The following is a 24,818-nucleotide window of genomic DNA, read 5'->3' on the forward strand; positions in this document are numbered from 1 at the left end:
AAAATTGAGCGCTCATGATTGTCGGGATGTCTCCCCATCTGACGTTTTCCCCGCGACGGGATCTGCTGATGCGGCTCCAGCACCGGCTACCGGTGTCCGGAAAATTCCATTTCTGATTCGCCGGGATGGCACCTGGCTGTATCGGGGGTCTCCCGTGACACGCAAGGCGATGCTTTGCATGTTTTCGTCCATGCTGACACGCGATAGCGAAGGCACGTACTGGCTGAAAACGCCCATGGAAAGCGGGGTTATTCAGGTCGAGGACGTCCCCTACATCGCCGTTGAAATGGACTTTCGGGGAAGTTGTGGGCGCCACCAGACGCTCTGTTTCCGCACTAATATGGACGAACTCGTTTGCGTGGGGCCGGAACACCCTATCGCGTGTGACTGGGATCGTCCGCTCGATGAGTGTGGAGCCATTCCTTACGTTCGTGTGAGAAACGGGGAAGGTGATTTCCCGATCCAGGCGCGAATCAGCCGATCCGTCCATTTTGAGCTCGCGGCTCTTGCCGTGCAGGGCCATGTTGAGGGCAAGCCGTGTCTGGGCGTCTGGAGTCAGGACTGTTTCTTCCCGTTATCCCGCCAACCATGACGGATACATCCGGACTTCTGGCCCGTCTGGACGACCGGAGTGGTCTGGATGTGTTGTGGAGGCTCCTGCCAGACGCACGTTTGGTTGGCGGGTCCGTCAGAGATCTGCTGCGGGGCGTCTCCGTGCACGATCTGGATATGGCAACACCTGAGCCCCCCGAAATCGTACAGGACATTCTAAAGGCCGACGGAGTCCGGGTTATTCCGACCGGATTATCCCATGGCACTGTGACGGCTGTGATTCGGGGGGTGCCGTACGAAATTACAACCCTACGGCGTGACGAGCAGACAGATGGTCGGCATGCTGTTGTTGCTTGGACTGAAAGCTGGGAAGAAGACGCCGCACGCCGCGACTTTACCATCAACGCGATGTCTCTGGATCGGCATGATCGGCTGCATGACTATTTCCAGGGCAGCCGGGACCTTGAAGCCCATCACGTTCGATTTGTTGGAAATGCCGGGCGTCGCATTGAGGAAGATGCTCTGCGGGCGCTCAGATTTTTTCGCTTCGATGCACGTTATGGCAGGGGAACACCCGATCATGAGGCCTGCACGGCGATTACGGAACGGCTTGATCTGATTGATGGCTTGTCTGCCGAACGGATTGCCTCAGAGCTGCTGCGGATCCTGACGGGGCCAAGGTTGCGGGAAACGTTGCAGGCTATGCAGGACGTCGGCCTTTTGGCTCGGATTGTCCCCGTACCCAATTTGGTCTTGTTACAGCAGCTTCTGATGTGTGAAGCGCCAGAAGATCCAGTGCTGCGGCTCTCGGCTCTCGGTCATGGGCAAGGCAAAGTGCTGGCAGAGCGTCTAAGGCTCTCCAATGCGGATCGTGACCGGCTGCGTTTGTTTGATTCTGATCGGCCAGATATGGCACCCGCAATGTCTGCCGACGATGTCCGGCGAGCACGTGTAGAACAAAACCTTCCCGTTTTGCTGGATAGAAGCTGGCTGTTGCAGGCTGCTCTCATGGGTGCCCCGAGTATTGAATGGAACAGGCTGCGAGATCGTCTGACGCAGGAACCACAACCTGTGTTCCCGCTTGGAGGCAAAGAGGCCAGAGACGCCGGGATTATGCCAGGCCCAGGCATGGGGCAGTGGTTGGCTAAGGGGCGTATGTGGTGGATGAACCACGGGTGCCTTCCGGGCCGAGACGCATGCATGGCGTATCTTCTGGATGAGATGGGCGACGCGTCAGAGTAGGCACATGGTGTCGTCGCGGTTTCGTGCTTTTGCAGAGGCCTGCTAAACCCCCTCGAATGAGCAGAAAGACAGCCCTTGATACAGACAGCCAGATTCTGATTCGACGGATCTGGCGTGATGAAATGCGTCATCACGTGCGCCAGATTGTGAGCGTGGTTGTGCTGACGGTTCTGATGGCAGGACTGACAGCGCTCTATCCAGTGGTGATCAAACGCGCTGTAGACATGTTTGCGGCTCAGGACCCGCGCATTCTTTACCAGGTTCCGGCCCTCGTTGTGATTGTGACGACCCTCAAGGCTGCCTCCCAATACGGGCAGACAATTGCCGTTCAGGGGCTGGTACTGACTGTTATCCGTGGGCTTCAGTCGCGGATGTTCGCACATGCCCTGCAAACAGACATTTCGCGCATTGAGCGCGAAGCGCCTGCTCAGTGGGCCGCACGTTTCACGACGGACGCTGTTTCGATCCGTGAAGCCATGGTCCGGGTCGTGAATGCGCTGGGCGACGCTGTTACTGTGGTTGGGCTTGTAGCAGCCATGATCTGGGCTGACTGGGAACTCAGCCTGATTGCTCTGGTGCTTTATCCCGTTGCAGCAGTTCCGATTCAGAAGCTTGGCAAGAAGGTTCGTCGGGCTTCGGGGGGAATGCAGGAGCAGATTGGCGAGACCTCTGCGCTCCTCAATGAAAGCTTTGCCTTGGCGCGTCAGGTGCGCATTTACCGGATGGAAAGCCGGGAAAGCGAGCGCGTCGATCATTCTCTGGATCTGTTGCACACTGCTTTTCTGCGGATTGCGAAGGGACGTGCACGCGTCGATCCCGTTCTGGAAGTTCTGGGAGGTACAGCGGTTGCCGTTGTGCTGGGCTTCGCCGGGTGGCGTGCCGCCATGGGGGGCGCCACGCTTGGTGATTTCACAGCTTTCATCACAGCGCTGCTGACCGCGGCGCGCCCAATTCGGGCTCTGGGTTCTCTCAATACGGCGATGCAGGAAGGATTGGCCGGGCTGTCTCGCGTCTTTGCAGTGATTGATGAGCCTCCTGCGGTTGTCGAACGGACGGATGCGCTGGCGGTCCCAACTGGAACTGGACATCTGGTTTTCGAAGAGGCGTCTTACGAATACGAAGATGGGCGTGTCGGATTGGCCGGTCTGACCTTGGATGTTCAACCGGGGCAAACAGTTGCGCTGGTGGGCCCTAGTGGTGCGGGAAAATCGACTGCACTCTCCCTTATCCCACGTCTGCATGACGTGACGGCAGGGCGTATTCTGCTGGAGGGCGTAGATATCCGGGATGTGCGCGTATCGTCCCTGCGTGATGCGATTGCGTATGTCAGTCAGGACACGACGCTTTTCGATATGTCGCTCATGGAGAATATCTGGATTGGCCGCCCGGATGCGAGCAGGGAAGAGGTCGAGAACGCCTGTCGGATGGCGGCTGTCGATTTTCTCGGTAACCTTCCTTATGGACTGGAAACGCGTGTTGGGCCGGGGGGACGGCGCCTTTCAGGGGGGCAGCGACAGCGTGTTGCTCTCGCGCGGGCTCTTCTGCGTAACCCGCGCGTACTGTTGCTGGACGAAGCAACAAGTGCGCTGGATTCCGAGAGTGAATCTCGTGTTCAGGAAGCTCTCGGTACGCTCCGCACGGGCCGCACCACTGTTATTGTGGCGCACCGACTTTCAACCGTGCAGGCTGCCGACGTTATCGTTGTGATGGATGGAGGCAAAGCGGTTGAATCTGGGTCTCATGCTGAGCTGCTCAAAAAGAACGGTCTCTACGCCCGCTTGGTCCGAAGCCAGTCTCTTGAAGCGGCCTGAAAGAGGTTTTTGAGTTCAGGCAGGAGCTTTTCATAAAGCTCTCGTTTGAACCCCAGATTGCGCTGAAGAAGATCCTCAGGGGCAATCCATTCCCATGTATCGAACTCGGGCGGGAGATGAAGATCCAGACGGATATCCTCGTCTTCCCCATCAAATCCGAGAACGAACCATTTCTGTGTCTGGCCTCTGAATTTTCCGCCTAGCGCGCGACCAATCAGGGGAGCAGGAAGATCATAGGACAACCAGTCCGGCCGTTCTGCGAGCAGTGTCGCCTTCGTGCACCCAGTTTCTTCTTCAAGTTCACGGAAGGCCGCAGTTCGCGGGTCTTCTCCGTCATCAATACCGCCTTGGGGGCATTGCCAGATGTCTCCAGGAAGATCCGCGCGACGGGCGACGAACAGCTCTCCATGACGATTGAACAACGCCACGCCAACATTGGGGCGGTAGGGCAGGTCTGAAAAATCGGTCATAGGGGTGCCGTCTGAATGTCTGTTGACTGGATGGATGCCTGATGGTCCATCGTGCCGTTGTCGGCAAGTGCGGAGGGCGGGACAAGAATGAAACCCTCTGCCGCCGGGCTTTTCAACCATGCTTCAAGGCGGTCGATTGCGACGGGTGTCAGCGGCCCCATCATCAACAGAATATGGGTGGGCTTGGCCCCGTCTGGGACTAGGGCTGCAAACTTTGCGTCAAGCGTTTTGGCATCTGTGTCACCATTGATCCACGTGGACGCTGTCATACCCCGGATACGACGGTCTTCCTGCGAAGATCTGCTGATATACAGAAAGCCACGGCTGGAAATCGTATCTGCCAGAGATTGAAATGCAGGCGTAGTTGCGTAGCCGTCTGCCGGTTGGCTGTCTCCGGCTTCGGAGGCATCGGTTAGACCTGTGGCCCCTTTAGCCTGCGAGAGGCACCAGTCCAGTTCCTGTCGGTCTTCCGCTTCCGAATTTCCATAGCCTAACGCATGAGGGCCTTCGTCAACCTGCTCCGGATGAGCGCTTTGCATGGGGAGTGTGACGTAAGTTTCGCGATGGGCAGCGTGTGCTCGGGACAGGACGTCCGTCAGGTTGCCAAGATAGGGCGAGACACCGACAGCAACGGGCTCGGGGATGCGGGAAAGGACGTCATATGTCATGGCGTCTGAATACCCGAAACCTTCGAGCACGATGGCCACAACGCTTTTGCCTGAAGCTGTAATTGTTGCCAGATCAGTATGGGTTGTCTGCGCAATCGGGGGCGGCATTTCCGGCGTTTTTATCGCTGACGCAGGTTGCGCTGGTGAGACCGATGAATTTGCGTTGAGAGCAGCTTTGGAACTCTGATTTACTGGCGTCGCCGGGGGGTGTGTCTTTTCACCGGAAGCAGTCTTTTCTGGCGGGTGTGACGGTATCGCCAGAGCAGTTTCGGTTTTTTGTGGTGGCACGTCAGCAGGTGTTTGATGCCGAAGCATCAGGGCTGCTGACGTACCACCAACCAGGACGACACCCCAGAACACGATCAGAAGACGCCCGATAACGGGAAGGCGGCTCCAGAGCCCAGAGCGGGATGAAGCGGGACGGTTCTGCACGGTCTGGGCTGTCCTGTGTCGTTCTACGGGTTAGTGCGTCGGCGCCGGTGCAGGGGCGGCCTTTTTGTCTGCTGGAGGCGCTTTGACTTCCGTAGCCTGCTCTACAGCCGGTGCAGGATTGGAAATTCCAGCCATGGCGTTGACGACCTTGATGGCCTGCTGCAGCTGGAAGTCCGTCGCAGGTTTGGTCAGATCAAATTTCGGCCAGTCTGCCGGCGGAGCTTTTGGAATAGACTTGGAGATCGGGGGCAAATCGGTCCGAGGCGTTTCTGCTGTTCGGTTTCCACCGACATTGGTCAGAATGTGGGACAGGTCTGCTTCCCGATAACCATAGGCGTCATCGTCCTTGGTTTCCGCAACGGGGATGTCAGGCGTGATGCCCAGTCCCTGGATGGAACGCCCAGATGGCGTGTAGTAACGCGCTGTTGTCAGGCGAACGGCACCCTGATCTCCAATAGGAATCAGCGTTTGGACAGACCCCTTGCCGAACGTCTTTTCACCCAGAATGACAGCCCGACGATGGTCTTTCAGCGCTCCGGCCACGATTTCACTGGCAGACGCAGAGCCACCATTGGTCAGAACGACAATCGGAAGGCCATTTGTGATGTCCGTGCCGCGCGCATCCCAGCGCTGGTTGTTTTCAGCATGCCGCCCGCGGATGGAGACGATTTCTCCCTCCTTGATGAAGTCATCAGAGACGGCAATAGCCTGATCCAGCTTGCCGCCCGGATTGGATCGCAGATCAAGAATGATACCTGTCAGCTTGTGGGCTGAACTCTTGGCAGCTTCAGCCTTCAGTTTGTCAAAAGCGGCATGCATTGCGCCTTCGAGATCATCGTCGAACTCTGTCAGACGAATATAGGCAGTGCTGCCGTACAGAGCCGACCTTACGATCTGGACGTGAACGATTTCGCGCTTCATGTCGAACGTGAGTGTCTTGCCTGTTTTCGGACGAACCACGGTCAGGCTGATGGACGTTCCCGGATCGCCGCGCATCTTGCGAACAGCTTGATCGAGCGTCAGGCCATCAATGCTCTTGTGATCCACCATCGTGATGAAATCACCAGTCTGGATACCAGCCCGTGCGGCGGGCGTGCCATCAATTGGAGACACAACGCGCACATGGCCGGATTCAGCCTGAACCTGAAGGCCTAGACCGCCGAATTTGCCGGAAATCTCGGTCTGCATGTCCTTGAACTGGGCGGCGGTCATGTAAGATGAGTGGGGATCGAGTTCGCCAACCATGCCGTCCAGGGCATTGTTGATGAGATCTTTGTCCGTCACGGGATGGACGTATTCGGCTTTCACGACATCCATGACCGTGCCTAGCAGGGTCAGGAGGCGAACGGTTTCAGCGCTGTTGTCGTGAGAGACGTCGCGAGCGATGGCGGCGGTGGGGAAACTGCCAGCGGACCCGACGAGACGCAGTGCGCCCGGTCCGACAGCCAGTCCGGCCAGAAAGGCGGTGCCCAGCAACAGGCCAGTACGGAACTTCATGTGATCTCCATCCTCGGGAACGGGCGTGCTTCCGGCGTCTCTTGCAGTGTGTGAACTAGCGCGAAACGGGTTGCCGAAATGTTAAGACGTGATCTTACAGTGTCCTGCCCTGTCAGAAAACAGGGTCACAGAAACGGAGCAGGGCTGACGATCTGGGCGCCGTGGCGCAGCTGGACAAAGAGCAGCCCCTCAGCAGATGGCATTTGCCCAAGTGCGGCAGCTTTCCTGACACTTTGCCCGCTGGAAACACCCAGTGAACCCAGACCAGAGAGAACAAAGCGGTAATTCTGTCCGCAATCCAGAATCAACATCTGTCCAAAAGAGCGGAACGGACCGGAAAAGACGATTCGGCCACTGCAGGGAGCTTGAACGGATGCTGAAGGTGCGGCGGCGTAGGTGATGCCTGTTGACGGACCGGCTTCCGTATCCTGTCCCCACCGAACCGCAATACGCCCTGTGACAGGTGCATGGCCGCTCCCGGAAGAAACACCATTCCCGGCGGAAAGAGCTTTGACCTGAGCACGGGCTTTGCGCGCCTGTTCCATCTGATGGCTCTTTGCGAGCGCACGGGCTTCGGCTTCCAGGGTTGCTTTGGCCTGAGCTTCCTGTCGGGCGATTGCGTCGATTTCCGCGGAAAGGTCCGCAGACGCTTTCATCGCTTCGGCAACTGCGGATTTCGCACGGCGTGCGGCCTGGTCCGAGACGTTTTCCTGCTTGGCTGCAATCCGGGTTTTGGCGGCCGCGATATCACGTTGATGCGTCTGTGACTGTAGGAGGCCATCGAGCTCTTTCTGGCGGGCTTCCAGAGTGGTCCCGATCTCCTGAAGCTCATCTTCCTTCGTTTGCAGGTTTGCTGCTCGCTGCTGGGTCAGGCGGGAGAAACCTCCTAAAATGGAAAGTGCGGTAATGCTCTCCGTCGCAGTCGTCGGGGAGGCTAGCAGAGCAGCATCGGGCGCTATCGAAAGTCTCGCTGCAACGGGCAGGAGCGGTTGGAGCGCTTGGTTTTCGTGGGCGATATCCTGCCGCACGTTTGCTTGCCGACTGGTGAGATCTGCGATTTCGGTATTCAGAGCCGCGATACGGGAACGTGTCGTCTGTACAACGGTCTGGGCCGTGTGGGTCTGAGCGGCCAGTGCATCTTTTCGCGCGCTGTCCTGCAGCGCCTTTTGCTGTGCAGCAACGGCAGCAGCCTGTCTGGCACGGAGTGTGGCGGCTTCCTGGGCCTGCTGTGTCTCAAGCGCTTTCCGGGCAGCCTGAGCTCGGGCCAGTGCTTGTTGTCCCGCGCTCAGGGCATGCGCCGGGTGAGCGTGGGCAGTGGTATGATGCCCATGAGGCGTGGGCGCAGTCGCGGCCACCAGCAATGGCGAGAACGCCAAAACCAGTGGCAGAACGACGGTCGGGTCAGGCGTTTTCAAGCAGGGAGACGCCTGTCATCGCTGGGGGCTGAGCAAGGCCCAGAAGTGCCAGAAGCGTCGGGGCCAGGTCTGCCAGGCGTCCGTCGTGAATCGTTTTGCCATCAGCATGGGCCAGAATGACTGGAACGACGTTGAGTGTGTGGGCTGTATGAACGCCGCCCGTCTCAGGGTCGCGCATGGTTTCGCAGTTTCCGTGATCGGCGGTGACAATCAGTGTGCCACCTGTACGGACAAGTGCGTCATTGATGCGGCCCAGCCCCTGATCAACGGTTTCGCAGGCCTTGATGGCAGCGGGCAGGGAGCCTGTGTGGCCAACCATATCCGGGTTTGCGAAGTTCAGAATGATCATGTCGAAGCGGCCGGAATCAATGGCTTCTACGGCACGATCTGTCAGCTCGGGAGCGGACATTTCTGGTTGCAGGTCGTAGGTGGCAACCTTGGGAGACGGCACGAGAATGCGTTCTTCGCCCGGAAGCTGAACTTCACGACCGCCATTCAGGAAGTATGTGACGTGAGGGAATTTTTCAGTTTCGGCCATACGAAGCTGAGTCTTGTTAGCCTTGGCCACGACCTCACCCAGAAGATCTTCCAAAGGAATTTTTGGGAACAGGACTGTCATGTAAGGGGACAGGTGATCCGAGTAGCGCGTCATGCCGGTAATGGCGGCAAACTTGATGCGGCGACCGCTGTCGTATCCATCAAAGTCCGGAGCCACGAGAACGTCCAGCAACTGACGGATACGATCGGCACGGAAATTACAGGAGAGAATGCCGTCCCCGTCTTTCATGCCACCATACTGTCCGAGTACGGTTGGAAGGACGAACTCGTCTCCCTTGTCCTCCGCGTAACTGGCTTTGAGTACAGAGAGGGCGCTATCTGCATGAGGGCCTTGACCATCACGGATCGCATCCACGGCCAGCTTGACGCGCTCCCAACGGCGATCGCGGTCCATGGCGTAGTAGCGGCCACTGATTGTGGCAATCTGTACGGTCTCTGGCAGATCTCGAAGGAGGGCTGAAATGAATTCCTCGCCGGAGCGTGGGGGAGTGTCACGGCCGTCGCTGAAAATGTGTAGAGCGACAGGCACTCCTGCTGCGCTGACGATTTTTGCGAGAGCCAGAATATGGTCCTGGTGTGCATGAACGCCGCCGGGCGAGACGAGACCCATCAGATGGCAGGTTCCACCTGAAACCTTCAGTGCATGAATATATTCTTTGAGGGCTGTATTTTCGGCGAGTGAGCCGTCACGGGCACTGCGAGAAATGCGAGGCAGTTCCTGCATTACGACCCGGCCTGCACCAATATTCAGATGGCCGACTTCGGAGTTGCCCATCTGGCCTTCAGGAAGTCCGACATCTTCCCCGCATGTTTTAAGAAAAGCATGCGGGTTATTCGCCCAAAGTCCGTCAAACGTTGGGGTGTTTGCCAGTCTTACCGCGTTATCGGAGTTTTCTTCACGCCAGCCGAACCCATCCAGAATGACAAGCATAACGGGGCGGCGTGGAGAAGAAGCGGTATGGGACATGATTGGACTTCCTGTCTCGCATTAAGGAGGAAAAGACTGTTGGGCATTATGCCACCTCTCCTCCAAAATGCGAACGCCCGCCAGATGGCGGGCGTTGCAGGTGACATGACACTCGCGTGAGCGTCAGATCTTGTCGATGCCGCCTTTGACGGCGTCCTTGACGTCACCCTTGGCGGTCTGGGCCTGTCCCTTCAGATTTTGGACAACGCCTTCACCTTCGAGCTTTTCATCGTCGGTGACGCGACCAACTTCTTCCTTGATCTTGCCGACGACCTTGTTGGTGGCGCCTTTGATCTTGTCTTCAATGGAGCTCATGACATTACCTCCTGAAACAGGGTTGCCGAACACAAACGGCTGGTGAGGCAGGAAGTTTCATATCTTGCGCTCAGATATGCGTGACAAAGCGGCGTGCGGCTTCCATATATCCAAGACTGAAAACCTCAGATTTTCTGGAGATTGACCATGACCCAAAGCTGCGGTCCCGTTTCGGGAACCAATGGCGGGGGGTGTGGCGTCGGCCTTACGCCGGAACAGCGCCGTATCCTGCTCGAGCATGGCACCGAATATCCCGGTTCCAGCCCGCTGAATGATGAAAAGCGAGCGGGAATTTATGCCTGCGCAGGATGTGGGCGTGAACTTTTTTCATCCGTCACGAAATACGAGAGCGGAAGTGGCTGGCCGTCTTTTTTCGCGCCTTTGGAAAACGGTGTCGGGACGACGCAGGACGTCAGCCACGGAATGGTTCGGACGGAAGTGCACTGTGCGGGTTGTCACGGGCATCTGGGGCATGTTTTTCCTGATGGGCCACCGCCCACAGGGTTACGGTATTGCATGAACGGTCTGGCACTCGATTTTCGCCCGGCCGAAGGAGAAAAAGCATGAGTCAGGCGCTGCCGCCTATCGTTCTCGACCACCCGCTGGTGCGCCACAAGCTGACCCGTCTGCGTGATAAAAATACGTCTACAGCAGGCTTTCGTCGGCTGACCCGTGAGCTCAGTCTGCTTCTGGCATACGAAGCGACGCGCGGGCTTTCTCTGGCGTCTCGCCATATTGAAGCCCCGAGCGGGCCAATGGAAGGTGAGGAACTGGACGGCAAGAAGCTATGCTTCGTCTCCATTCTGCGTGCAGGAAACGGCCTTCTGGATGGAATGCTGGATCTGGTTCCGTCTGCGCGTGTGGGACATATTGGTCTGCGCCGCGACCATGAAACGCTGGAAGTCAGCGAATATTATTTCAATATGCCAAGCGACGTTCCGGGGCGGACATGTATTGTTCTGGACCCGATGCTCGCCACGGGACATTCCGCCGCGGCGGCTGTAGCGCGCGTCAAGGAAGCGGGTGCTATTTCACCTGTTTTCGCCTGCCTGCTCGCGGCCCCGGAAGGCATTGATTACATGACGAAGCTGCATCCCGATGTGCAGATCGTAACGTGTTGTGTTGATCAGAAGCTTGATGAACACGGATATATCGTCCCCGGTCTGGGCGATGCTGGCGATCGTCTTTTCGGGACGCGCTAAAAAGGGTTCAAATGTTCAGCACACGCGCTTGTGTGCTGAACATCGCGCCGTTTTGTGGCCGGTTATGCATCACCCCCGTTCAGGAGATGAAGTACCATGACCGCTTACGCTATTTTCATTCGTGACAAATTGACCGACCCAGCCGAGTTTGAAGCCTATTCAAATGGTGTCGGCGAGACCTTCAAGGGGCATCCTGCCAAAATTCTTGCTGCCTACGGAAAGCAGGAAAAGCTTGAAGGTATCGAGCCGGATGGTGTCGTTATTGTCGAATTTCCGGATATTGCTGCTGCCCGGGCCTGGTATGACAGCCCAGCCTATCAAACGGTCGCGAAGCATCGCTGGAAGGCTGCTTCTTACAACGTGGTGATTGTAGAAGGCGTCTGAATTTCGGAAATTAGGTTGCAGTTGCATTGTGTTCGACGCTGGGAGACCAGATCGAACACAATGCGTGCAGTTTCAGTCCCGTCGAACGATGTAATGACGGGCAAGATCGGTTTCGATCTGCGTGGCGTGCTGAGTGTCACGGGCTTCGATCATCACAACCAGCTCGGCTGTCTGAACTGACGGCGAGGCAAAAAGGCGATGATGGGACACTTCGATGATGTTTCCACCGTAGTTGCCAATACGCGCGGAAATGTCAGCCAGCATTCCGGGGCGGTCGGGAATCTGGAAGATCAGGCGAAGAATTCTTCCGTCCCGGAGGAGGGAGCGAAGGATTGTATTGGCCAGAATACGGGCATTGATGTTGCCACCCGACAAGGGAAGGGCAACCTTGCGGCCCTTGAACATCTCAGGGTTGGCCAGAACAGCAGCCAGACCCGTCGCGCCGGCGCCCTCACAGACCTGCTTGGCTTTTTCCGCCAGCGTCGTGATAGCGCTTTCGACCTGAAGTTCGTTGACCACGAGAATTTTGGAAATCCGGTGACGAAATGCTCTGAGGCAATGATCGCCCAACTGCGTCACGGCAATGCCTTCAGCAATTGTCGAGCCACCGAGAGTGGCGCCACCTTCCGTCGGAAATGCGGCTAGAGAGGCATAAGCCTCGACCTGAACGCCAATGATTTCCACATCTGGGCGAAGTGCAGCCATGACGGTTGCAAAACCACCGATCAGGCCGCCCCCACCGACAGGGACGACGACCGTATCAATATCGGGTGCATCTTCGAGAAGCTCGAGTGCAGCAGTCCCCTGACCCGCAATGACGGCAGGGTCATTGAACGGATGGACGAGGACCCGGCCTTCTTTATTCTGAATTTCTTCCGCCGTTACGCATGCAGAAGCAAAATCGTCGCCTGCGAGGACAACATTTGCTCCCCATGCCTGCGTCGCTGCAACTTTGGTTGCTGGCGTAAAGCGGGGCATGACGATCGTGGCATCAATGCCAAGGAGGCTGGCCTGACGCGCTACACCCTGTGCGTGATTGCCTGCCGAGACTGTAATAACGCCGCGGGCGCGTTCCTCGGGCGTCAGGAGCGCCATTTTGTTGGCGGCTCCCCGCTCCTTGAACGAGCCAATAGCCTGAAGATTTTCAAGCTTGAGCGTAATTTCGGCACCTGTCAGGCGGGAAAGGGCCGGGCAGGCAATCGTCGGCGTGCGAACTACCGTGGACGCAATACGCTTCTGAGCGTTTTCAATGTCCAGGAGAGTCACAACAGGGGCGACGGACGTCAGGACGTCAGACATTAGCGGTATGTGACTTTCAGGATCTCGTAGCTGCGGTCACCGCCGGGAGCGGGAACGGAGATGGTGTCGCCTACATCTTTGCCAATCAGCGCCTTCGCCAGAGGAGACGAGATTGAAATCAGGCCCTGCTTGATGTCGGCTTCATGAACGCCAACGATCTGATAGGCGTTTTCCTTGTCCGTCTCTTCGTCAACGACTTCGATATGCGCGCCGAAACGTACTTTCGTGCCGGTCAGGGTCGAAGGATCAATAACTTCTGCCGAGGAAACAATGCTTTCCAGCTCAAGTACGCGACCTTCGATGAAAGACTGACGATCTCGGGCGGCGTGATATTCGGCGTTTTCGGAAAGGTCGCCATGTTCGCGGGCTTCTGCGATGGCACGAATGACTGCAGGGCGGTCAACGCTCTTGAGGGTACGCAGTTCGTCTTCAAGACGCTGCAGTCCCTTTGCGGTCATGGGGATCTTCTGCACTCTGAAATCCTCGGAAAAGCGTGACTGAAATTGAATGAACAGCCTGACAACATAGGATTTTAGGGGGGTTTATGCAAGGTGGCGCGTTTTTGTTTATTGAAAAGCAATAAATTCTCTAGCGAAACGAAATGAAACATATTATTGAAAAACGATAAATTCATTGTCAGGGCGGGTAGGAATGATTGCAGGTACGCGTAAGGGCAGGACAGAGAGAAAAATCGAATATGCATTGACCCTGCTCAAGCTGTTCCGTCTGCTCCTTTGGCTTCCCATTGGTTTTTTCGGGATGGCTACGTTTGTTATCATTTTTATTGTAATTGTTGACCATTTCCCCATGGATAATTCTCTTGGATATACGAAAGAAGATTTATGCTGGAGCTTTGTATTTATTTGCGAATTAGTAATAATTTACTCTTGTTTAGAAATAATATTCAGAATTTTTTCCAAAATTTTAATGAACTCCAGACGGGGAAATATTTTTACAAAAGAAAATGTGAAAAGAGCATATAAGATTCTATTTCTTGGTTTTGTTTATGATTTCCTCATGCCTGTAACGAATTATATCCATGATATTTATAGTTTATCAGGATTGGGTTTTGCGAATTGGATTGGCTATTTTGCTGAATTTCTGTCAGACGTGCCTGAAGCGATCATCCTATTTGCTGTCGTGTGGCTTTTTGATTTAGGAACCCAGCTTCAGTCCGAAATGGATGAGGTCATTTAATGCCGGTTCAGGTCAGTCTGGATGCACTGCTGAAAGAGCGCGGTATGTCTCTTACGGAGTTGTCAGAGAAGGTTGGCCTGACTCTCGCCAATCTTTCAATTCTCAAGACTGGTAAGGCAAAGGCAATCCGGTTTTCCACGCTTGAGGCGCTCTGCCATGTGCTGGAGTGTCAGCCGGGAGATCTTCTGCGCTATTCCAACGATTGAATACAAAAGAAGCCCGCCAGATTGCTCTGACGGGCTTCTTTGCTGGAAGGGCTTAGAACTCGCCCTTGAAGTAGGACTGAAGCGGAGCGACGCCGAGGTCGCCTTCCTTAAGAACCGCGATGGCGTAGGTTGCCGCGCGGGCACCGGCAATCGTGGTGTAGTGCGGGATGCCCATGGTCAAAGCGCCGCGACGGATATCGTAGCTGTCACGTGCGGCCTGACCGCCCTGTGATGTGTTGATGACCATCTGAACGTCACCCGAGCGGATGGCATCCACGCAATTCGGACGGCCCTGCATGACTTTGTTCACGCGCTTGACCGGAATGTTAGCCGCTTCGAGGCGTGAAGCTGTGCCGCTGGTTGCGAGAACGGTGAACCCCATTTCAACTAGTTTGCGGGCTAGCGGCTGCACATGTCCCTTGTCGCTGTCACGAACGGACAGGAAGACCGTTCCAGCCAGTGGCAGTTTTACGCCGGCAGCAAGCTGAGACTTCGCAAAGGCACGCTCGAAGCTGGAATCCAGCCCCATGACTTCACCCGTAGAGCGCATTTCCGGACCGAGGATCGTGTCTGCGTTCGCAAAGCGATGGAACGGGAAGACGGCTTCCTTGACCGCAACGTGCGGGGAGACCGCCCCGCCATCCAGACGGAACTCGGACAGACGCGCGCCAGCCATAACGCGAGCGCCGATTTTGGCAACCGGAACGCCTGTTGCCTTGGCAACAAACGGCACCGTACGAGACGCGCGTGGGTTCACTTCAAGGACAAAGACTTCCTGGTCCTTGATGGCGTACTGCACGTTCATCAGGCCGCGGATGCCAAGCTCACGAGCCATGGCTTCCGTCTGCGCGCGAAGTTCTGTCACCAGTGCTGGAGACAGCGTGTAAGGCGGCAGGGAGCAGGCAGAGTCACCGGAATGGATACCAGCTTCCTCAATGTGCTCCATGACGCCGGCAACATAGACGTTTTCGCCGTCCGAAATGCAGTCCACATCGGCTTCGATGGCATCGTTCAGGTAGTGATCGAGCAGGACCGGACCGGTGGAAACTTCGGGGCCAGCGGCGCGCAGAACCGTATTCAGGTAGTGCTTCAGGCCTGCGTTATCATAGACGATTTCCATCGCACGGCCGCCCAGAACGTAGGACGGACGGGCAACGACCGGGTATCCGACCTCTTCGGCCACTTTCTCGGCTTCTGCCGGATTGCGGGCAATGCCGTTACGTGGCTGGCGAAGACCCAGCTTGCGTAGCATGGTCTGGAAGCGTTCACGGTCTTCCGCGCGATCAATAGCGTCAGCCGGGGTGCCGAGCAGCGGAATGCCTGCCTCTTCAAGTGCACGGGACAGCTTGAGAGGGGTCTGGCCACCGTACTGAACGATGCAGCCCAGAACCTTGCCACCCTTCGCTTCCGTGCGGATCAGAGCAATGACGTCTTCCGCAGTCAGAGGTTCGAAGTACAGGCGGTCGGACGTGTCGTAATCGGTGGAAACGGTTTCCGGGTTACAGTTGACCATGACCGTTTCGAAACCAGCTTCACGCAGGGCGTAAGCGGCATGAACGCAGCAGTAATCGAACTCGATGCCCTGACCAATCCGGTTCGGGCCACCACCCAGAATAATGATCTTGTCGCGGGTGGTCGGGCGGCTTTCGCATTCCGGCGTGCCATATCCGCCTTCATAGGTGGAATAAAGATACGGAGTGTCAGAAGCGAACTCTGCGGCACAGGTATCGATGCGGCGATAGACGGGTACGACTTCAAGAGCTTCGCGCTGCGCTGCGACGTCCGGAATGGTGTGGCCTGACAGGCGGGCAAGCTGGGCGTCAGAGAAGCCCTGGGCTTTCAGGCGGCGCATGCCGTAGGCGTCTTTTGGCAGGCCGTTCTTTTCCACGTCCCGCTCAGAAGACACGATGTCTTCAAGCTGGCGCAGGAACCAGGGCTCGAACTTGCAGGCCTGCTGGATCTCTTCGACCGTCAGGCCCGCGCGCAAGGCGTGCGTGGCCATCAGAATGCGTTCTGGGCGTGGTTCTGCAAGAGCAGCCAGATAGGCGTCTTTCGAACCATCGCCGGGTGCTTCAACCGGGTCCAGACCCATCAGGCCCGTCTCCATGGAGCGGAAGCCCTTCTGGATCGCCTCGGCAAAAGAGCGACCCACGGACATGGCTTCGCCGACCGACTTCATGGACGTGGAAAGCAGGGCCGGGGAGCCTGGGAACTTCTCGAACGTGAAGCGGGGGATCTTGGCAACAACGTAGTCGATCGTCGGCTCGAAAGAGGCCGGGGTCGTCTTCGTGATGTCGTTCTTGAGTTCGTCCAGCGTGTAACCAACGGCCAGCTTGGCGGCGATCTTGGCGATCGGGAAGCCGGTGGCCTTTGAGGCAAGCGCCGAGGAACGGGAGACGCGCGGGTTCATCTCGATGACGACCAGACGACCATCGGCAGGGTTGACGCCGAACTGCACGTTGGAGCCACCAGTCTCGACGCCGATCTTGCGTAGGCACGCGATCGAGGCGTCCCGCATGCGCTGATATTCTTTATCGGTCAGCGTCAGGGCCGGGGCGACGGTGATGGAGTCACCGGTGTGCACGCCCATCGGGTCAATGTTTTCGATAGAGCAGATGATGATGCAGTTATCCGCGGTGTCGCGGACGACTTCCATCTCGTACTCTTTCCAGCCCAGAACAGACTCTTCGATGAGCACCTCCGTTGTGGGAGAGGCATCAAGGCCGCCTGCAACGATCTGGTCGAACTCTTCGCGGTTATAGGCGATGCCGCCACCCGCGCCGCCCATGGTGAAGGACGGGCGGATGATGGCGGGCAGGCCGACATCAGCCAGTGCCGCGCGAGCTTCTTCCAGCGTATGGGCGATGGTGCTGCGCGGGCTTTCGATCCCGATCTCGTCCATGGCTTCGCGGAACTTCTGGCGATCTTCCGCACGGTCGATGACCTCTGCGTCGGCGCCGATCAGTTCCACGTTGTGCGTCTTGAGGAAGCCGGACTTGTCGAGCGCCATGGCGGCGTTCAGGGCTGTCTGGCCACCCATGGTCGGCAGGACGGCGTCGGGCTTTTCCTTAAGGATGATGCGCTCGACGAATTCCGGCGTGATCGGCTCGATATAGGTCGCGTCCGCCAGGCCTGGATCGGTCATGATCGTGGCTGGGTTGGAATTGATGAGGATGACGCGATAGCCTTCCTCGCGCAGGGCCTTACAGGCCTGTGCGCCGGAGTAATCGAACTCGCAGGCCTGTCCGATAACGATCGGGCCTGCGCCGATGATCAGGATGGACTTGATGTCTGTCCGTTTTGGCATGGCTCAGGCTCCTGCTTTAGCGCGACGGTCCATGACCGCGACGAAACGCTCGAAAAGATAGAAACTGTCAGACGGGCCAGGGCTGGCCTCGGGATGGTACTGAACGGAGAAGGCGTCCTTCGTGGTGGAGGCAATGCCTTCGTTGGAGCCGTCAAACAGGCTCACATGCGTCACCTTCACATCAGCGGGCAGCGACTTCTCATCCACGGCGAAGCCATGGTTCTGGCTGGTGATTTCCACGCGGCCGCTCTCGATGTCTTTGACCGGCTGGTTGGCGCCGCGATGGCCACGATCCAGCTTGTAGGTCTTTCCGCCGAGGGCCTGTGCGAGAAGCTGGTGCCCAAGGCAGATGCCGAAAACTGGCACGTTGGCGTCCAGAACGCTCTTGATGGCCGGGACGGCATAGGTGCCGGTCGCTGCCGGATCGCCCGGGCCGTTGGACAGGAACACACCTTCGGGCTTCAGTTCTAGAATTTCCTCAGCCGTAGCGGTCGCGGGCAGAACCGTGACGTCACAACCAGCGGTCACGAGGCAGCGCAGGATGTTGTCCTTGGCGCCGTAGTCCATGGCGACCACACGGCGGCGGTTCTCGGTACGGGCCGGGCGGGTGCTTTCCCATACGCCTTCCGTCCAGACGCGCTTTGGCTGCGTGACCTCTTTGGCAAGATCCATGCCTTCGAGCCCAGGCCACTGACGCGCACGGTTTAGCAGGCTGTCCGTGTCGATCCGACCATTCGCCGGGAAGGAAAGAATGGCGGTCTGTGGGCCATTGTCACGCAGGGAGCGTGTAACTGCACGGGTGTCGACGCCACTGATGCCCGCGCGGCCGTGCTGCTTCAGCCATCCGTCAAGGGATTCTGTGGAGCGCCAGCTTGCCGGAGCGGTGATGTCTTCCTTCACGACGGCGCCAAGAGCAGCCATTTTGGGCGCTTCATTGTCGTCCGTGTTCGTGCCGACGTTGCCGATATGCGGGAAGGTGAAGGTGACGATCTGCCCAGCGAAAGACGGGTCTGTCAGGGTTTCCTGATAGCCGGTCATGCCGGTAGAGAAGCAGAGTTCACCGACGGCGCCATCGGTATGGGCGCCGAAGCCTCGGCCCCACAGGACCGTGCCATCTGCAAGGACAAGGGCGGCATTGGCGCCGGCAGGGCAGGAATTGGACACGTCCGTCTCTCTTTCTTGCGGGGTTTCAGCGGAAGTTAGGTCCTGGAGTTCGATTCCGGGAACGCGCAGTAGGGCGGGCCAGTGCTTGGTCGGCACGGTTCGCGACTGACGCCACTTTCGTACGGCTTCAAGGCCGACACCAGCCAGCGCGGCGATTTCTTCCGCGCCACCAGCTTTTTCAATGATTCTGTCGATGTCCATGGTCGCCCGTTCCTGGCTCCGCGTTCACTTTCCCGTCTGATAGGCGATCGAACCGGAAATGGGAAGTTTTTTCCCAATGAGTTTTTGTGTCTGTGGAATGGTATGGGAAAAAACTTCCCTGCACCTTGTGACGATGCTGGAAAGAGCTGTGCTTTCCATTGTTGGGGGGAGGCTTTTATGCGATTTTGCCGCCATTGACTGAACAGGGGCTTTTCAGGCCCCGCGCAAACAGGAGAAGACGCATGTCGCTTCGCACGCAGATCATGGATGACCTCAAAACAGCAATGAAGGCTGGTCAGTCTGAGAAGGTGGCGCAGATCCGTGGCATCACGGCGAAGCTGAAGGATCTTGAAGTTGCTGCTCGCGCCAAGACCGGGGAAGTGACGGAAGCAGAGATTATTTCCGCTCTGCGTTCCATGATCAAGTCCCGTACTGAATCCGCAACGATGTATCGTGAAGGTGGTCGGCCGGAACTGGCGGAAAAGGAAGAAGGTGAGATCGCGACGATCAAGGCCTACCTGCCGCCAGAACTCGATGAGGCAACTCTGAAGTCTGCCATCGATGAAGCCGCGACTGCTGTAGGTGCGGAAAGCATGAAGGACATGGGCAAGGTTATGGCAGCGCTGAAAGAGCGTTTTGGTGCCGATCTGGATCCGGCCAAGGCCAGTGCACTTGTGAAGGCACGTCTGTCTGCCTGAAGCGGGCTAGACATCGTCGCTTGAAGAAGGTCGTCCCTTGTGGGCGGCCTTTTTTATGTTGGGGTCATGAACCCCTGAAAGCCCGCGAAGTTTGACTTAGGTTATCCGAGGTCCCCAATCTGGCCTTTGCTTACGGAAATGAGGGCTTCATGTCTGCTGGTGGTTCAACAAAAGTCGTTTTCATCGCGCTGGGTGTCAATTTCGGCATTGCCTGCGTGAAAGGCATGGCTGCTCTTTTAACCGGCTCCGCTGCGATGTTGGCTGAGACGGTTCATTCCTTTGTGGACTGCGGAAACCAGATCCTGTTGTTGGTGGGCATGAAGCGGTCCGCGGCACCGGCAACGAAGGAGCATCCGCTGGGCTACCATCGCGAGCTGTATTTCTGGACGATGGTTGTGGCCGGCGCGCTGTTCGTGGGTGGTGGCGTCGCGTCTCTTTATGAAGGTTGGGAGAAGGTCATGCATCCGGCGGAAATGCAGCCGGTGAACCTTCTGGGTCATGTCTTTCCGGGATGGTGGATGAACGTGGCCATTCTCGCGATTTCCGGCAGCATGGAAGGGTATGGGTTCATTGCTGCGGTGAAATCCCTGCCACGTAGCGAGGGGGTTTCATTGTGGAGAATGATTCGGCGGAGTGCCGATCCCGGCCTGTTTGTCGTGTTGTTTGAGGATGGGGCCGCGCTGGTCAGTCTGGTGATTGCGCTGGTGTTCACCGTGCTTTCCGTTGTGACGGGTCTGCACGTTCTGGATGGAATTGCATCTCTGCTGATTGGTGTCGTGCTGGTTGTGGTGGCAGCATTGCTGACCAACGAGACGCGCTCTCTTCTTGTGGGTGAGAGCAATCCGGAAATTGATGCCTTTGTGCGCGCTGAAGCGCAGAAATTGCCCGGTGTTGTCGGGATCAATGAGGTTGTGACGGAGACCCGAGGCCCCGAGAGCATTATCGTTCTGCTATCTCTGGACTGGGATGATGCGATCTCAGCCGGAGACGTGGAGCGGGGAGTTTCGATGCTGGAGAAAATAACCCGCACGCGATACCCCGCTGTATTGCGGATGTATGTTGAGGCGCAGGACAAGAGGGACGGGATTCCAGCCCCTCTGGTCTGATGGCGGGTACTACTTCGCTGCTAGGAACGGCTCGACGACTTTAAGAAAAGCCTCGGGTCTTTCAATGCTTGGGGCATGCCCTGATTGTGGAATGACCGTCAGATGTGCTCCGGGAATTTTTGCAGCAAAATCGTGGCCGTCGGCCAGTGGAATGACCTGGTCATTCTGTCCCCAGATCACGAGCGTGGGAATATGAATGGCCTTCATGCTGTCATCGAGAAAGGTGTCCGGCGCATTGGCGTTTCTGGCGAAGCTCTCCTGCGTGTATTGCGCACCTTCGGCCAGTCGGGTTCGGAATGTTGCCTGAACCAGTTCATCTGTAATGAGTGCTTTATTGTAAAAAAGCCATCTTAGCCCCGTGCGAATGCCAGAAAATGACACCGGGCCGAACAGGGGAAGACCATGTTCGACGAGGGACTTGTGGCCAGCGGCATCGCTCAGGACGAGGCGCAGGGGCATGGCCATGGAAGAATTCTGTGCCGCCTCGATTGTGTAAAGTCCCGCGATCCAGCCGCCGAGGGATTCTCCGGCAAGCATGAAATGCGTGATGTGGCGTGCTTTCAGGAAGCCATCCAGCATGTCCACCCATGTCTGAATTCCATAAGCGACCAGTGGCTTTTCCGAAGCACCAAAGCCGAGTTGATCCATGGCGATGACATGATAATGCCGGGACAGTTCAGGGATGACTTTGCCCCAGTCCATTGTGGCGCTGCTTCCGAGGCCATGGACCAGCACAAGGTCCGGACCTGTACCAGCTTCCAGGAAACGGATCTGCTGACCGTAAACGGAGACACTTTGCAGGGGCGGGAGAGTTTGCGCCTCGCTGTGGCTGGGAATGCATGCTGCGCCGAGCGTGGATGCGAGCACGGCGGTTCGGAGTGTTTTGGACAGTCGTCTCATGGTGGCCGAGCCTTTATGGTCAGATGATATGTTTCTAATTCGGAATAGTATTATCGATCTGGCCTGGCTGTCTTCAACATATCATTCCCGGAATGAACGGGATCTTTCGGGGCGATGCCCTGATCATGAGCAGTCGCCTGATACTTCCGGATATGGAGGGGCGTCCATGGCAGCGGAGGTTCTTTGGTGAGAGAAGGGTCTGACGCGGGAGAGAGCCAGATGGCCGCACGAGGTGGGTCCAGAAGGATATGGAAACGGTTCAGAGCATCAGTGCCTAACTCGTCATAGGCAATGGTGGAAGCGATGACGATCTTCGGGTGAGATAGCAGAAACGGGCCGATTTTTAGTGTGTCGAACGTATGAAGATAGCCACCAACTGTATTGCTTGCATTGATGCGGACGGGATCATCTGTGTTTGGCTCAGGCGCAATGCCTATTGCTCTGGCCGTATCTTGCTGGATGAGGGTTCGGTTGGAGCTTAGGTTGATTTTCATCCGAACTGGATGGCCGTTGAGTTCAACAAGAACCGTGTTCGAGAGTGGATAACCGTCTTGATAGAGGTGCAGTTTGGTTGTCGGCGCGGGGAGCAAATCTCCGATCGATGGACATTTCTCATCGTCGTATCGAAAGAACGTGACGTTGCGAGATGAGCGGTCAATCAGGGTGGAAATATGGGAGAGAAAGTGCTCTCCCAATTCGACCTGGAGTGGTGGAATAATAGTGTTGGGCACTGAATAATCCACCACATAAGCAGTATAATTTTTGAGTATGAGGGCACCAATATTTACGGTTGAGAGCGTTTTTACGAATACTGTCGCTTCGCCTGTCTCTGATCCGGCATCTTCAGGAGCTGAGCCCGAAAACGTGACATTGTGATTGGCAAAAATAAAAGTATCGCTTGCCTGTGGGGCAAGGAAAAAGCGGGCAGGTAATCCGTCTATACTGCCCAGCATGGAGGGTGGCGCATTATAGTGCTCCAGTGGAACGGAGACCGCTCCATGAAGGCAACTCTGCCAGGGTGCAGCTTGAGCGTGCCCGCAGAATTGAAAGACGATCAGGAGAAGAGCTGTCTTACGCATGAAGTGCCTGTCGCCTTATTGTGACACAGTATGTCTTTCTTAGGCGATGGGGCTGTTAAGAGCGAGGGCAGAGCAGTGGTGTCCGCTTATGGAATGAGAACAGCGGCTCCCTCAAAACGACCGTGGCGCAGGTCATCCAGAGCCTGATTGGCATCTTTGAGGGCATAAGGCGTATTCGTGACCTTGATGCCGATCTCAGGAGCCAGTTTCAGAAAATCCAGTCCGTCCTGCCGGGTCAGATTGGCAACGGAAACGATCTCGCGTTCTTCCCAGAGTGTATCGTAGGAAAAGGACGGGATGGGGCTCATGTGGATGCCGCCACACACGACCTTTCCACCCTTGCGGACGGCTTTCAGTCCGGCCGGAACCAAAGCACCGACAGGCGCAAACAGGATGACGGCGTCAAGCGGTTCGGGTGGGAGTTCGTCTGAACCGCCTGCCCAAACGGCGCCAAGGGAGCGGGCAAATGTCTGCTTCTCTGTGTCTCCGGGAGACGTGAAGGCATAAACCTCGCGGCCCTGCCAGCGCAGTACCTGAATGATGATGTGAGCGGCGGCTCCGAAGCCATACAGGCCGATCTTTTTGCCGTCTCCAGCTTTGCTGAGACAGCGCCAGCCGATCAGGCCAGCGCAGAGCAGGGGAGCAAGATTCTTGTCTTCCCCTTTGTCACCCATGGGAAAAGCATATTTTGCATCAGCGACTGTCATGGTCGCGTAGCCGCCATTGCGGGTGAAGCCTGTGAAAAGGGGGTGATCGCAGAGATTTTCCATCCCATGCGTGCAGTAATAGCAATGCCCGCAGGTATGGCCGAGCCAGGGAATGCCGACCCGTTCCCCGACGCTAAGGCTTTTAACGTTGCTTCCTAGCTTGTCGATCCGGCCAACAATTTCATGCCCGGGAATGATGGGAAGGGTGGGGTTGGCGAGTTCGCCGTCTACGACATGCAGGTCTGTGCGGCAGACGCCGCAGGCCCCGATGCGGATGCGGATTTCGTCCGGTCCGGGTTCGGGGTCTGGCAGCTCCACCCATTCCAGAGGCTGGTGGTGTTGGCGGAGCTGCATGGCAAACATGGCGTGTGCTTTCTAAAGTCTTAGGTGTCCTGTCTCAGGAACGGAAATCCAGAACCGTACGGCCCTGAAGGCGTCCGTTCTTGAGATTGTCGAAGATCGTGTTGATGTTCTCGATCTTGTCTGCGGTGACGACGGACTTGACCTTACCGCGGGCGAAGAAATCCATGGCTTCGATCATGTCTAGCCGTGTGCCCACGATGGAGCCACGAATGGTCGTGCCGTTCATGACCATATCGAAGATCGACACCGGGAAGTCTCCGGGTGGCAGGCCGTTCAGAACGATTGTGCCGCCGCGGCGGGCATAACCCATGGCCTGCGAGAACGCGGTGCGACCCACAGCCGTAACGAGAGCGCCATGAGCGCCGCCGACTTCCTGCTGGATAAAGGCTGCCGGGTCCTTGTCCTTGGCATTGACGGTCAGAGCTGCGCCAAGCTTTGTGGCTGTGGCGAGCTTGTCGTCGTCAATATCGACGGCCACGACATTCATGCCCATGGCGACCGCATATTGAACGGCCATCTGACCCAGTCCGCCAACGCCCGAAATGGCCATCCACTGACCGGGGCGGGCCTCGGTCATTTTCAGGCCCTTGTAGACCGTCAGACCTGCGCAAAGCACGGGTGCGGCTTGTAGGGCATCGATGTTGCTGGGCAGATGTGCGACATAGTTCGGATCTGCGACGACATATTCGGCGAAGCAGCCATTGACCGTGTAGCCGGTGTCGTCCTGATCCTTACACAGCGTTTCCCAGCCGCCGAGGCAGTGTTCGCAGTGCCCGCAGGCGGAATAGAGCCACGGCACACCGACCACGTCGCCGATCTTGGCGTGGCTGACCTGACTGCCAACGGCCACGATATGGCCGATGCCTTCATGGCCGGGAATGAACGGTGGGTTCGGCTTTGCGGGCCAGTCACCCTCCGCGGCATGCAGGTCAGTGTGGCAGACGCCGCAGGTATCGACTTTCACGAGGATCTGGTTGGGCCGGATCTCGGGGATGGGAAGCCTCTCGACTGAGAGAGGCTTCCCGAACTCGCGGACGACGGCGGCTAGCATTGTATCAGCCATGAGAGTGTCTCCTTG

24 protein-coding genes are annotated in these 24,818 nt (G+C 57.1%); 10 read left to right on the forward strand and 14 right to left on the reverse strand.

Translation table 11 applies throughout. The annotated features are described in order from the left end of the window. The first annotated feature begins 4 nt into the window (after nucleotides 1–4). The 3 genes from M2305_RS10105 to M2305_RS10115 are packed head-to-tail and all read left to right on the forward strand — an operon-like array spanning nucleotide 5 to nucleotide 3,605. Entirely contained in the window at nucleotides 5–592 is a 588-nt protein-coding gene (locus M2305_RS10105) for a DUF1285 domain-containing protein (protein ID WP_264649266.1), read from the forward strand. Next, nucleotides 589–1,794: a CCA tRNA nucleotidyltransferase gene (locus M2305_RS10110; protein ID WP_264649962.1), complete on the forward strand. Its 1,206-nt coding sequence runs from the start codon at nucleotides 589–591 to the stop codon at nucleotides 1,792–1,794. The genes M2305_RS10105 and M2305_RS10110 overlap by 4 nt, the downstream gene beginning before the upstream one ends. A 56-nt stretch (nucleotides 1,795–1,850) precedes the next feature. Beyond that, nucleotides 1,851–3,605 carry an ABC transporter ATP-binding protein gene (locus M2305_RS10115; protein ID WP_264649267.1) on the forward strand — a complete coding sequence of 585 codons (1,755 nt, stop codon included), beginning with the start codon at nucleotides 1,851–1,853 and terminating at the stop codon, nucleotides 3,603–3,605. On the opposite strand, the gene M2305_RS10120 is transcribed toward M2305_RS10115, so the two are convergent. The 6 genes from M2305_RS10120 to M2305_RS10145 form a co-directional block, all read right to left on the reverse strand. Further along, the gene (locus M2305_RS10120; protein ID WP_264649268.1) at nucleotides 3,563–4,075 is read right to left on the reverse strand and encodes an RNA pyrophosphohydrolase; all 513 of its coding nucleotides are present in this window, start codon (nucleotides 4,073–4,075) and stop codon (nucleotides 3,563–3,565) included. The genes M2305_RS10115 and M2305_RS10120 overlap by 43 nt on opposite strands. Then, on the reverse strand, nucleotides 4,072–5,175 hold the full coding sequence (locus M2305_RS10125; protein WP_264649269.1) for a divergent polysaccharide deacetylase family protein: 1,104 nt from the start codon (nucleotides 5,173–5,175) through the stop codon (nucleotides 4,072–4,074). The genes M2305_RS10120 and M2305_RS10125 overlap by 4 nt, the downstream gene beginning before the upstream one ends. 30 nt (nucleotides 5,176–5,205) lie before the next feature. Further along, complete coding sequence (locus tag M2305_RS10130) at nucleotides 5,206–6,672, reverse strand: S41 family peptidase (RefSeq protein WP_046901213.1); 1,467 nt, start codon at nucleotides 6,670–6,672, stop codon at nucleotides 5,206–5,208. Between the two features lie 125 nt (nucleotides 6,673–6,797). Beyond that, complete coding sequence (locus M2305_RS10135) at nucleotides 6,798–8,087, reverse strand: murein hydrolase activator EnvC family protein (RefSeq protein WP_264649270.1); 1,290 nt, start codon at nucleotides 8,085–8,087, stop codon at nucleotides 6,798–6,800. Next, nucleotides 8,074–9,612, reverse strand: coding sequence for a 2,3-bisphosphoglycerate-independent phosphoglycerate mutase (gpmI, locus tag M2305_RS10140; RefSeq protein ID WP_264649271.1), 1,539 nt, complete (start codon nucleotides 9,610–9,612; stop codon nucleotides 8,074–8,076). Before gpmI ends, M2305_RS10135 begins: the two co-directional genes overlap by 14 nt. 123 nt (nucleotides 9,613–9,735) lie before the next feature. After that, a complete protein-coding gene (locus M2305_RS10145; protein WP_046901216.1) occupies nucleotides 9,736–9,927 on the reverse strand; it encodes a CsbD family protein in 192 nt (63 codons plus the stop codon). A gap of 147 nt (nucleotides 9,928–10,074) precedes the next feature. Here M2305_RS10145 and msrB point away from each other — a divergent pair, with 147 nt between their 5' ends. The 3 genes from msrB (at nucleotide 10,075) to M2305_RS10160 (ending at nucleotide 11,513) form a co-directional block, all read left to right on the forward strand. Continuing rightward, the gene (gene msrB, locus M2305_RS10150) at nucleotides 10,075–10,494 is read left to right on the forward strand and encodes a peptide-methionine (R)-S-oxide reductase MsrB (RefSeq protein ID WP_264649272.1); all 420 of its coding nucleotides are present in this window, start codon (nucleotides 10,075–10,077) and stop codon (nucleotides 10,492–10,494) included. Then, a complete protein-coding gene (gene upp / locus M2305_RS10155) occupies nucleotides 10,491–11,129 on the forward strand; it encodes a uracil phosphoribosyltransferase (RefSeq protein ID WP_064275018.1) in 639 nt (212 codons plus the stop codon). The genes msrB and upp overlap by 4 nt, the downstream gene beginning before the upstream one ends. Nucleotides 11,130–11,225: 96 nt before the next feature. Next, a complete protein-coding gene (locus M2305_RS10160; protein ID WP_099213198.1) occupies nucleotides 11,226–11,513 on the forward strand; it encodes a DUF1330 domain-containing protein in 288 nt (95 codons plus the stop codon). 72 nt (nucleotides 11,514–11,585) lie between these two features. Here M2305_RS10160 and M2305_RS10165 read toward each other — a convergent pair whose 3' ends face one another. Both M2305_RS10165 and greA read right to left on the reverse strand, forming a co-directional pair. After that, entirely contained in the window at nucleotides 11,586–12,812 is a 1,227-nt protein-coding gene (locus M2305_RS10165) for a threonine ammonia-lyase (protein WP_086632974.1), read from the reverse strand. Next, nucleotides 12,812–13,285: a transcription elongation factor GreA gene (gene greA / locus M2305_RS10170; protein WP_086632975.1), complete on the reverse strand. Its 474-nt coding sequence runs from the start codon at nucleotides 13,283–13,285 to the stop codon at nucleotides 12,812–12,814. The genes M2305_RS10165 and greA overlap by 1 nt, the downstream gene beginning before the upstream one ends. Before the next feature lie 178 nt (nucleotides 13,286–13,463). Between greA and M2305_RS10175 the strand changes: the two genes are divergently transcribed. Next, entirely contained in the window at nucleotides 13,464–14,009 is a 546-nt protein-coding gene (locus M2305_RS10175) for a hypothetical protein (protein WP_264649273.1), read from the forward strand. Next, nucleotides 14,009–14,215 (forward strand): helix-turn-helix domain-containing protein, encoded by a 207-nt coding sequence (locus tag M2305_RS10180; RefSeq protein ID WP_046901223.1) that lies wholly within the window; start codon nucleotides 14,009–14,011, stop codon nucleotides 14,213–14,215. Before M2305_RS10175 ends, M2305_RS10180 begins: the two co-directional genes overlap by 1 nt. 52 nt (nucleotides 14,216–14,267) lie before the next feature. Here the strand turns inward: M2305_RS10180 and carB are convergent, their stop codons facing one another. Next, nucleotides 14,268–17,522: a carbamoyl-phosphate synthase large subunit gene (gene carB, locus M2305_RS10185; RefSeq protein WP_264649274.1), complete on the reverse strand. Its 3,255-nt coding sequence runs from the start codon at nucleotides 17,520–17,522 to the stop codon at nucleotides 14,268–14,270. Between the two features lie 3 nt (nucleotides 17,523–17,525). Further along, nucleotides 17,526–18,887, reverse strand: coding sequence for a glutamine-hydrolyzing carbamoyl-phosphate synthase small subunit (gene carA / locus M2305_RS10190; protein ID WP_264649275.1), 1,362 nt, complete (start codon nucleotides 18,885–18,887; stop codon nucleotides 17,526–17,528). 242 nt (nucleotides 18,888–19,129) lie between these two features. Between carA and M2305_RS10195 the strand changes: the two genes are divergently transcribed. Both M2305_RS10195 and M2305_RS10200 read left to right on the forward strand, forming a co-directional pair. Then, the gene (locus tag M2305_RS10195; protein WP_046901226.1) at nucleotides 19,130–19,585 is read left to right on the forward strand and encodes a GatB/YqeY domain-containing protein; all 456 of its coding nucleotides are present in this window, start codon (nucleotides 19,130–19,132) and stop codon (nucleotides 19,583–19,585) included. 149 nt (nucleotides 19,586–19,734) lie between these two features. Continuing rightward, complete coding sequence (locus M2305_RS10200) at nucleotides 19,735–20,691, forward strand: cation diffusion facilitator family transporter (protein ID WP_264649276.1); 957 nt, start codon at nucleotides 19,735–19,737, stop codon at nucleotides 20,689–20,691. A 9-nt stretch (nucleotides 20,692–20,700) separates the two neighbouring features. Here the strand turns inward: M2305_RS10200 and M2305_RS10205 are convergent, their stop codons facing one another. The 4 genes from M2305_RS10205 to adhP form a co-directional block, all read right to left on the reverse strand. Then, nucleotides 20,701–21,591, reverse strand: coding sequence for an alpha/beta fold hydrolase (locus M2305_RS10205; RefSeq protein WP_264649277.1), 891 nt, complete (start codon nucleotides 21,589–21,591; stop codon nucleotides 20,701–20,703). A 50-nt stretch (nucleotides 21,592–21,641) separates the two neighbouring features. Beyond that, nucleotides 21,642–22,670 (reverse strand): retropepsin-like aspartic protease, encoded by a 1,029-nt coding sequence (locus M2305_RS10210; RefSeq protein WP_264649278.1) that lies wholly within the window; start codon nucleotides 22,668–22,670, stop codon nucleotides 21,642–21,644. Between the two features lie 86 nt (nucleotides 22,671–22,756). Next, complete coding sequence (locus tag M2305_RS10215) at nucleotides 22,757–23,740, reverse strand: zinc-dependent alcohol dehydrogenase family protein (protein ID WP_211510154.1); 984 nt, start codon at nucleotides 23,738–23,740, stop codon at nucleotides 22,757–22,759. A 34-nt stretch (nucleotides 23,741–23,774) separates the two neighbouring features. After that, complete coding sequence (adhP, locus tag M2305_RS10220; protein ID WP_046901231.1) at nucleotides 23,775–24,803, reverse strand: alcohol dehydrogenase AdhP; 1,029 nt, start codon at nucleotides 24,801–24,803, stop codon at nucleotides 23,775–23,777. Nucleotides 24,804–24,818: the final 15 nt, after the last annotated feature.

The organism is Gluconobacter cerinus (assembly GCF_025961355.1).
In the GTDB taxonomy this organism is placed as follows: Bacteria; Pseudomonadota; Alphaproteobacteria; order Acetobacterales; family Acetobacteraceae; genus Gluconobacter; species Gluconobacter cerinus.

Excerpts from the sequence above, each read along its gene's own strand:
- M2305_RS10110 (WP_264649962.1), top strand. The coding sequence starts at position 589 with ATGACGGATACATCCGGACTTCTGGCCCGTCTGGACGACCGGAGTGGT.
- M2305_RS10180 (WP_046901223.1), top strand. The coding sequence starts at position 14,009 with ATGCCGGTTCAGGTCAGTCTGGATGCACTGCTGAAAGAGCGCGGTATG.
- M2305_RS10200 (WP_264649276.1), top strand. The coding sequence starts at position 19,735 with ATGTCTGCTGGTGGTTCAACAAAAGTCGTTTTCATCGCGCTGGGTGTC.
- M2305_RS10130 (WP_046901213.1), bottom strand. The coding sequence starts at position 6,672 with ATGAAGTTCCGTACTGGCCTGTTGCTGGGCACCGCCTTTCTGGCCGGA.
- M2305_RS10120 (WP_264649268.1), bottom strand. The coding sequence starts at position 4,075 with ATGACCGATTTTTCAGACCTGCCCTACCGCCCCAATGTTGGCGTGGCG.
- M2305_RS10205 (WP_264649277.1), bottom strand. The coding sequence starts at position 21,591 with ATGAGACGACTGTCCAAAACACTCCGAACCGCCGTGCTCGCATCCACG.
- M2305_RS10165 (WP_086632974.1), bottom strand. The coding sequence starts at position 12,812 with ATGTCTGACGTCCTGACGTCCGTCGCCCCTGTTGTGACTCTCCTGGAC.
- msrB (WP_264649272.1), top strand. The coding sequence starts at position 10,075 with ATGACCCAAAGCTGCGGTCCCGTTTCGGGAACCAATGGCGGGGGGTGT.
- gpmI (WP_264649271.1), bottom strand. The coding sequence starts at position 9,612 with ATGTCCCATACCGCTTCTTCTCCACGCCGCCCCGTTATGCTTGTCATT.
- M2305_RS10145 (WP_046901216.1), bottom strand. The coding sequence starts at position 9,927 with ATGAGCTCCATTGAAGACAAGATCAAAGGCGCCACCAACAAGGTCGTC.
- upp (WP_064275018.1), top strand. The coding sequence starts at position 10,491 with ATGAGTCAGGCGCTGCCGCCTATCGTTCTCGACCACCCGCTGGTGCGC.
- M2305_RS10195 (WP_046901226.1), top strand. The coding sequence starts at position 19,130 with ATGTCGCTTCGCACGCAGATCATGGATGACCTCAAAACAGCAATGAAG.
- carB (WP_264649274.1), bottom strand. The coding sequence starts at position 17,522 with ATGCCAAAACGGACAGACATCAAGTCCATCCTGATCATCGGCGCAGGC.
- M2305_RS10210 (WP_264649278.1), bottom strand. The coding sequence starts at position 22,670 with ATGCGTAAGACAGCTCTTCTCCTGATCGTCTTTCAATTCTGCGGGCAC.
- M2305_RS10175 (WP_264649273.1), top strand. The coding sequence starts at position 13,464 with ATGATTGCAGGTACGCGTAAGGGCAGGACAGAGAGAAAAATCGAATAT.
- M2305_RS10160 (WP_099213198.1), top strand. The coding sequence starts at position 11,226 with ATGACCGCTTACGCTATTTTCATTCGTGACAAATTGACCGACCCAGCC.
- carA (WP_264649275.1), bottom strand. The coding sequence starts at position 18,887 with ATGGACATCGACAGAATCATTGAAAAAGCTGGTGGCGCGGAAGAAATC.
- M2305_RS10215 (WP_211510154.1), bottom strand. The coding sequence starts at position 23,740 with ATGTTTGCCATGCAGCTCCGCCAACACCACCAGCCTCTGGAATGGGTG.
- adhP (WP_046901231.1), bottom strand. The coding sequence starts at position 24,803 with ATGGCTGATACAATGCTAGCCGCCGTCGTCCGCGAGTTCGGGAAGCCT.
- M2305_RS10115 (WP_264649267.1), top strand. The coding sequence starts at position 1,851 with ATGAGCAGAAAGACAGCCCTTGATACAGACAGCCAGATTCTGATTCGA.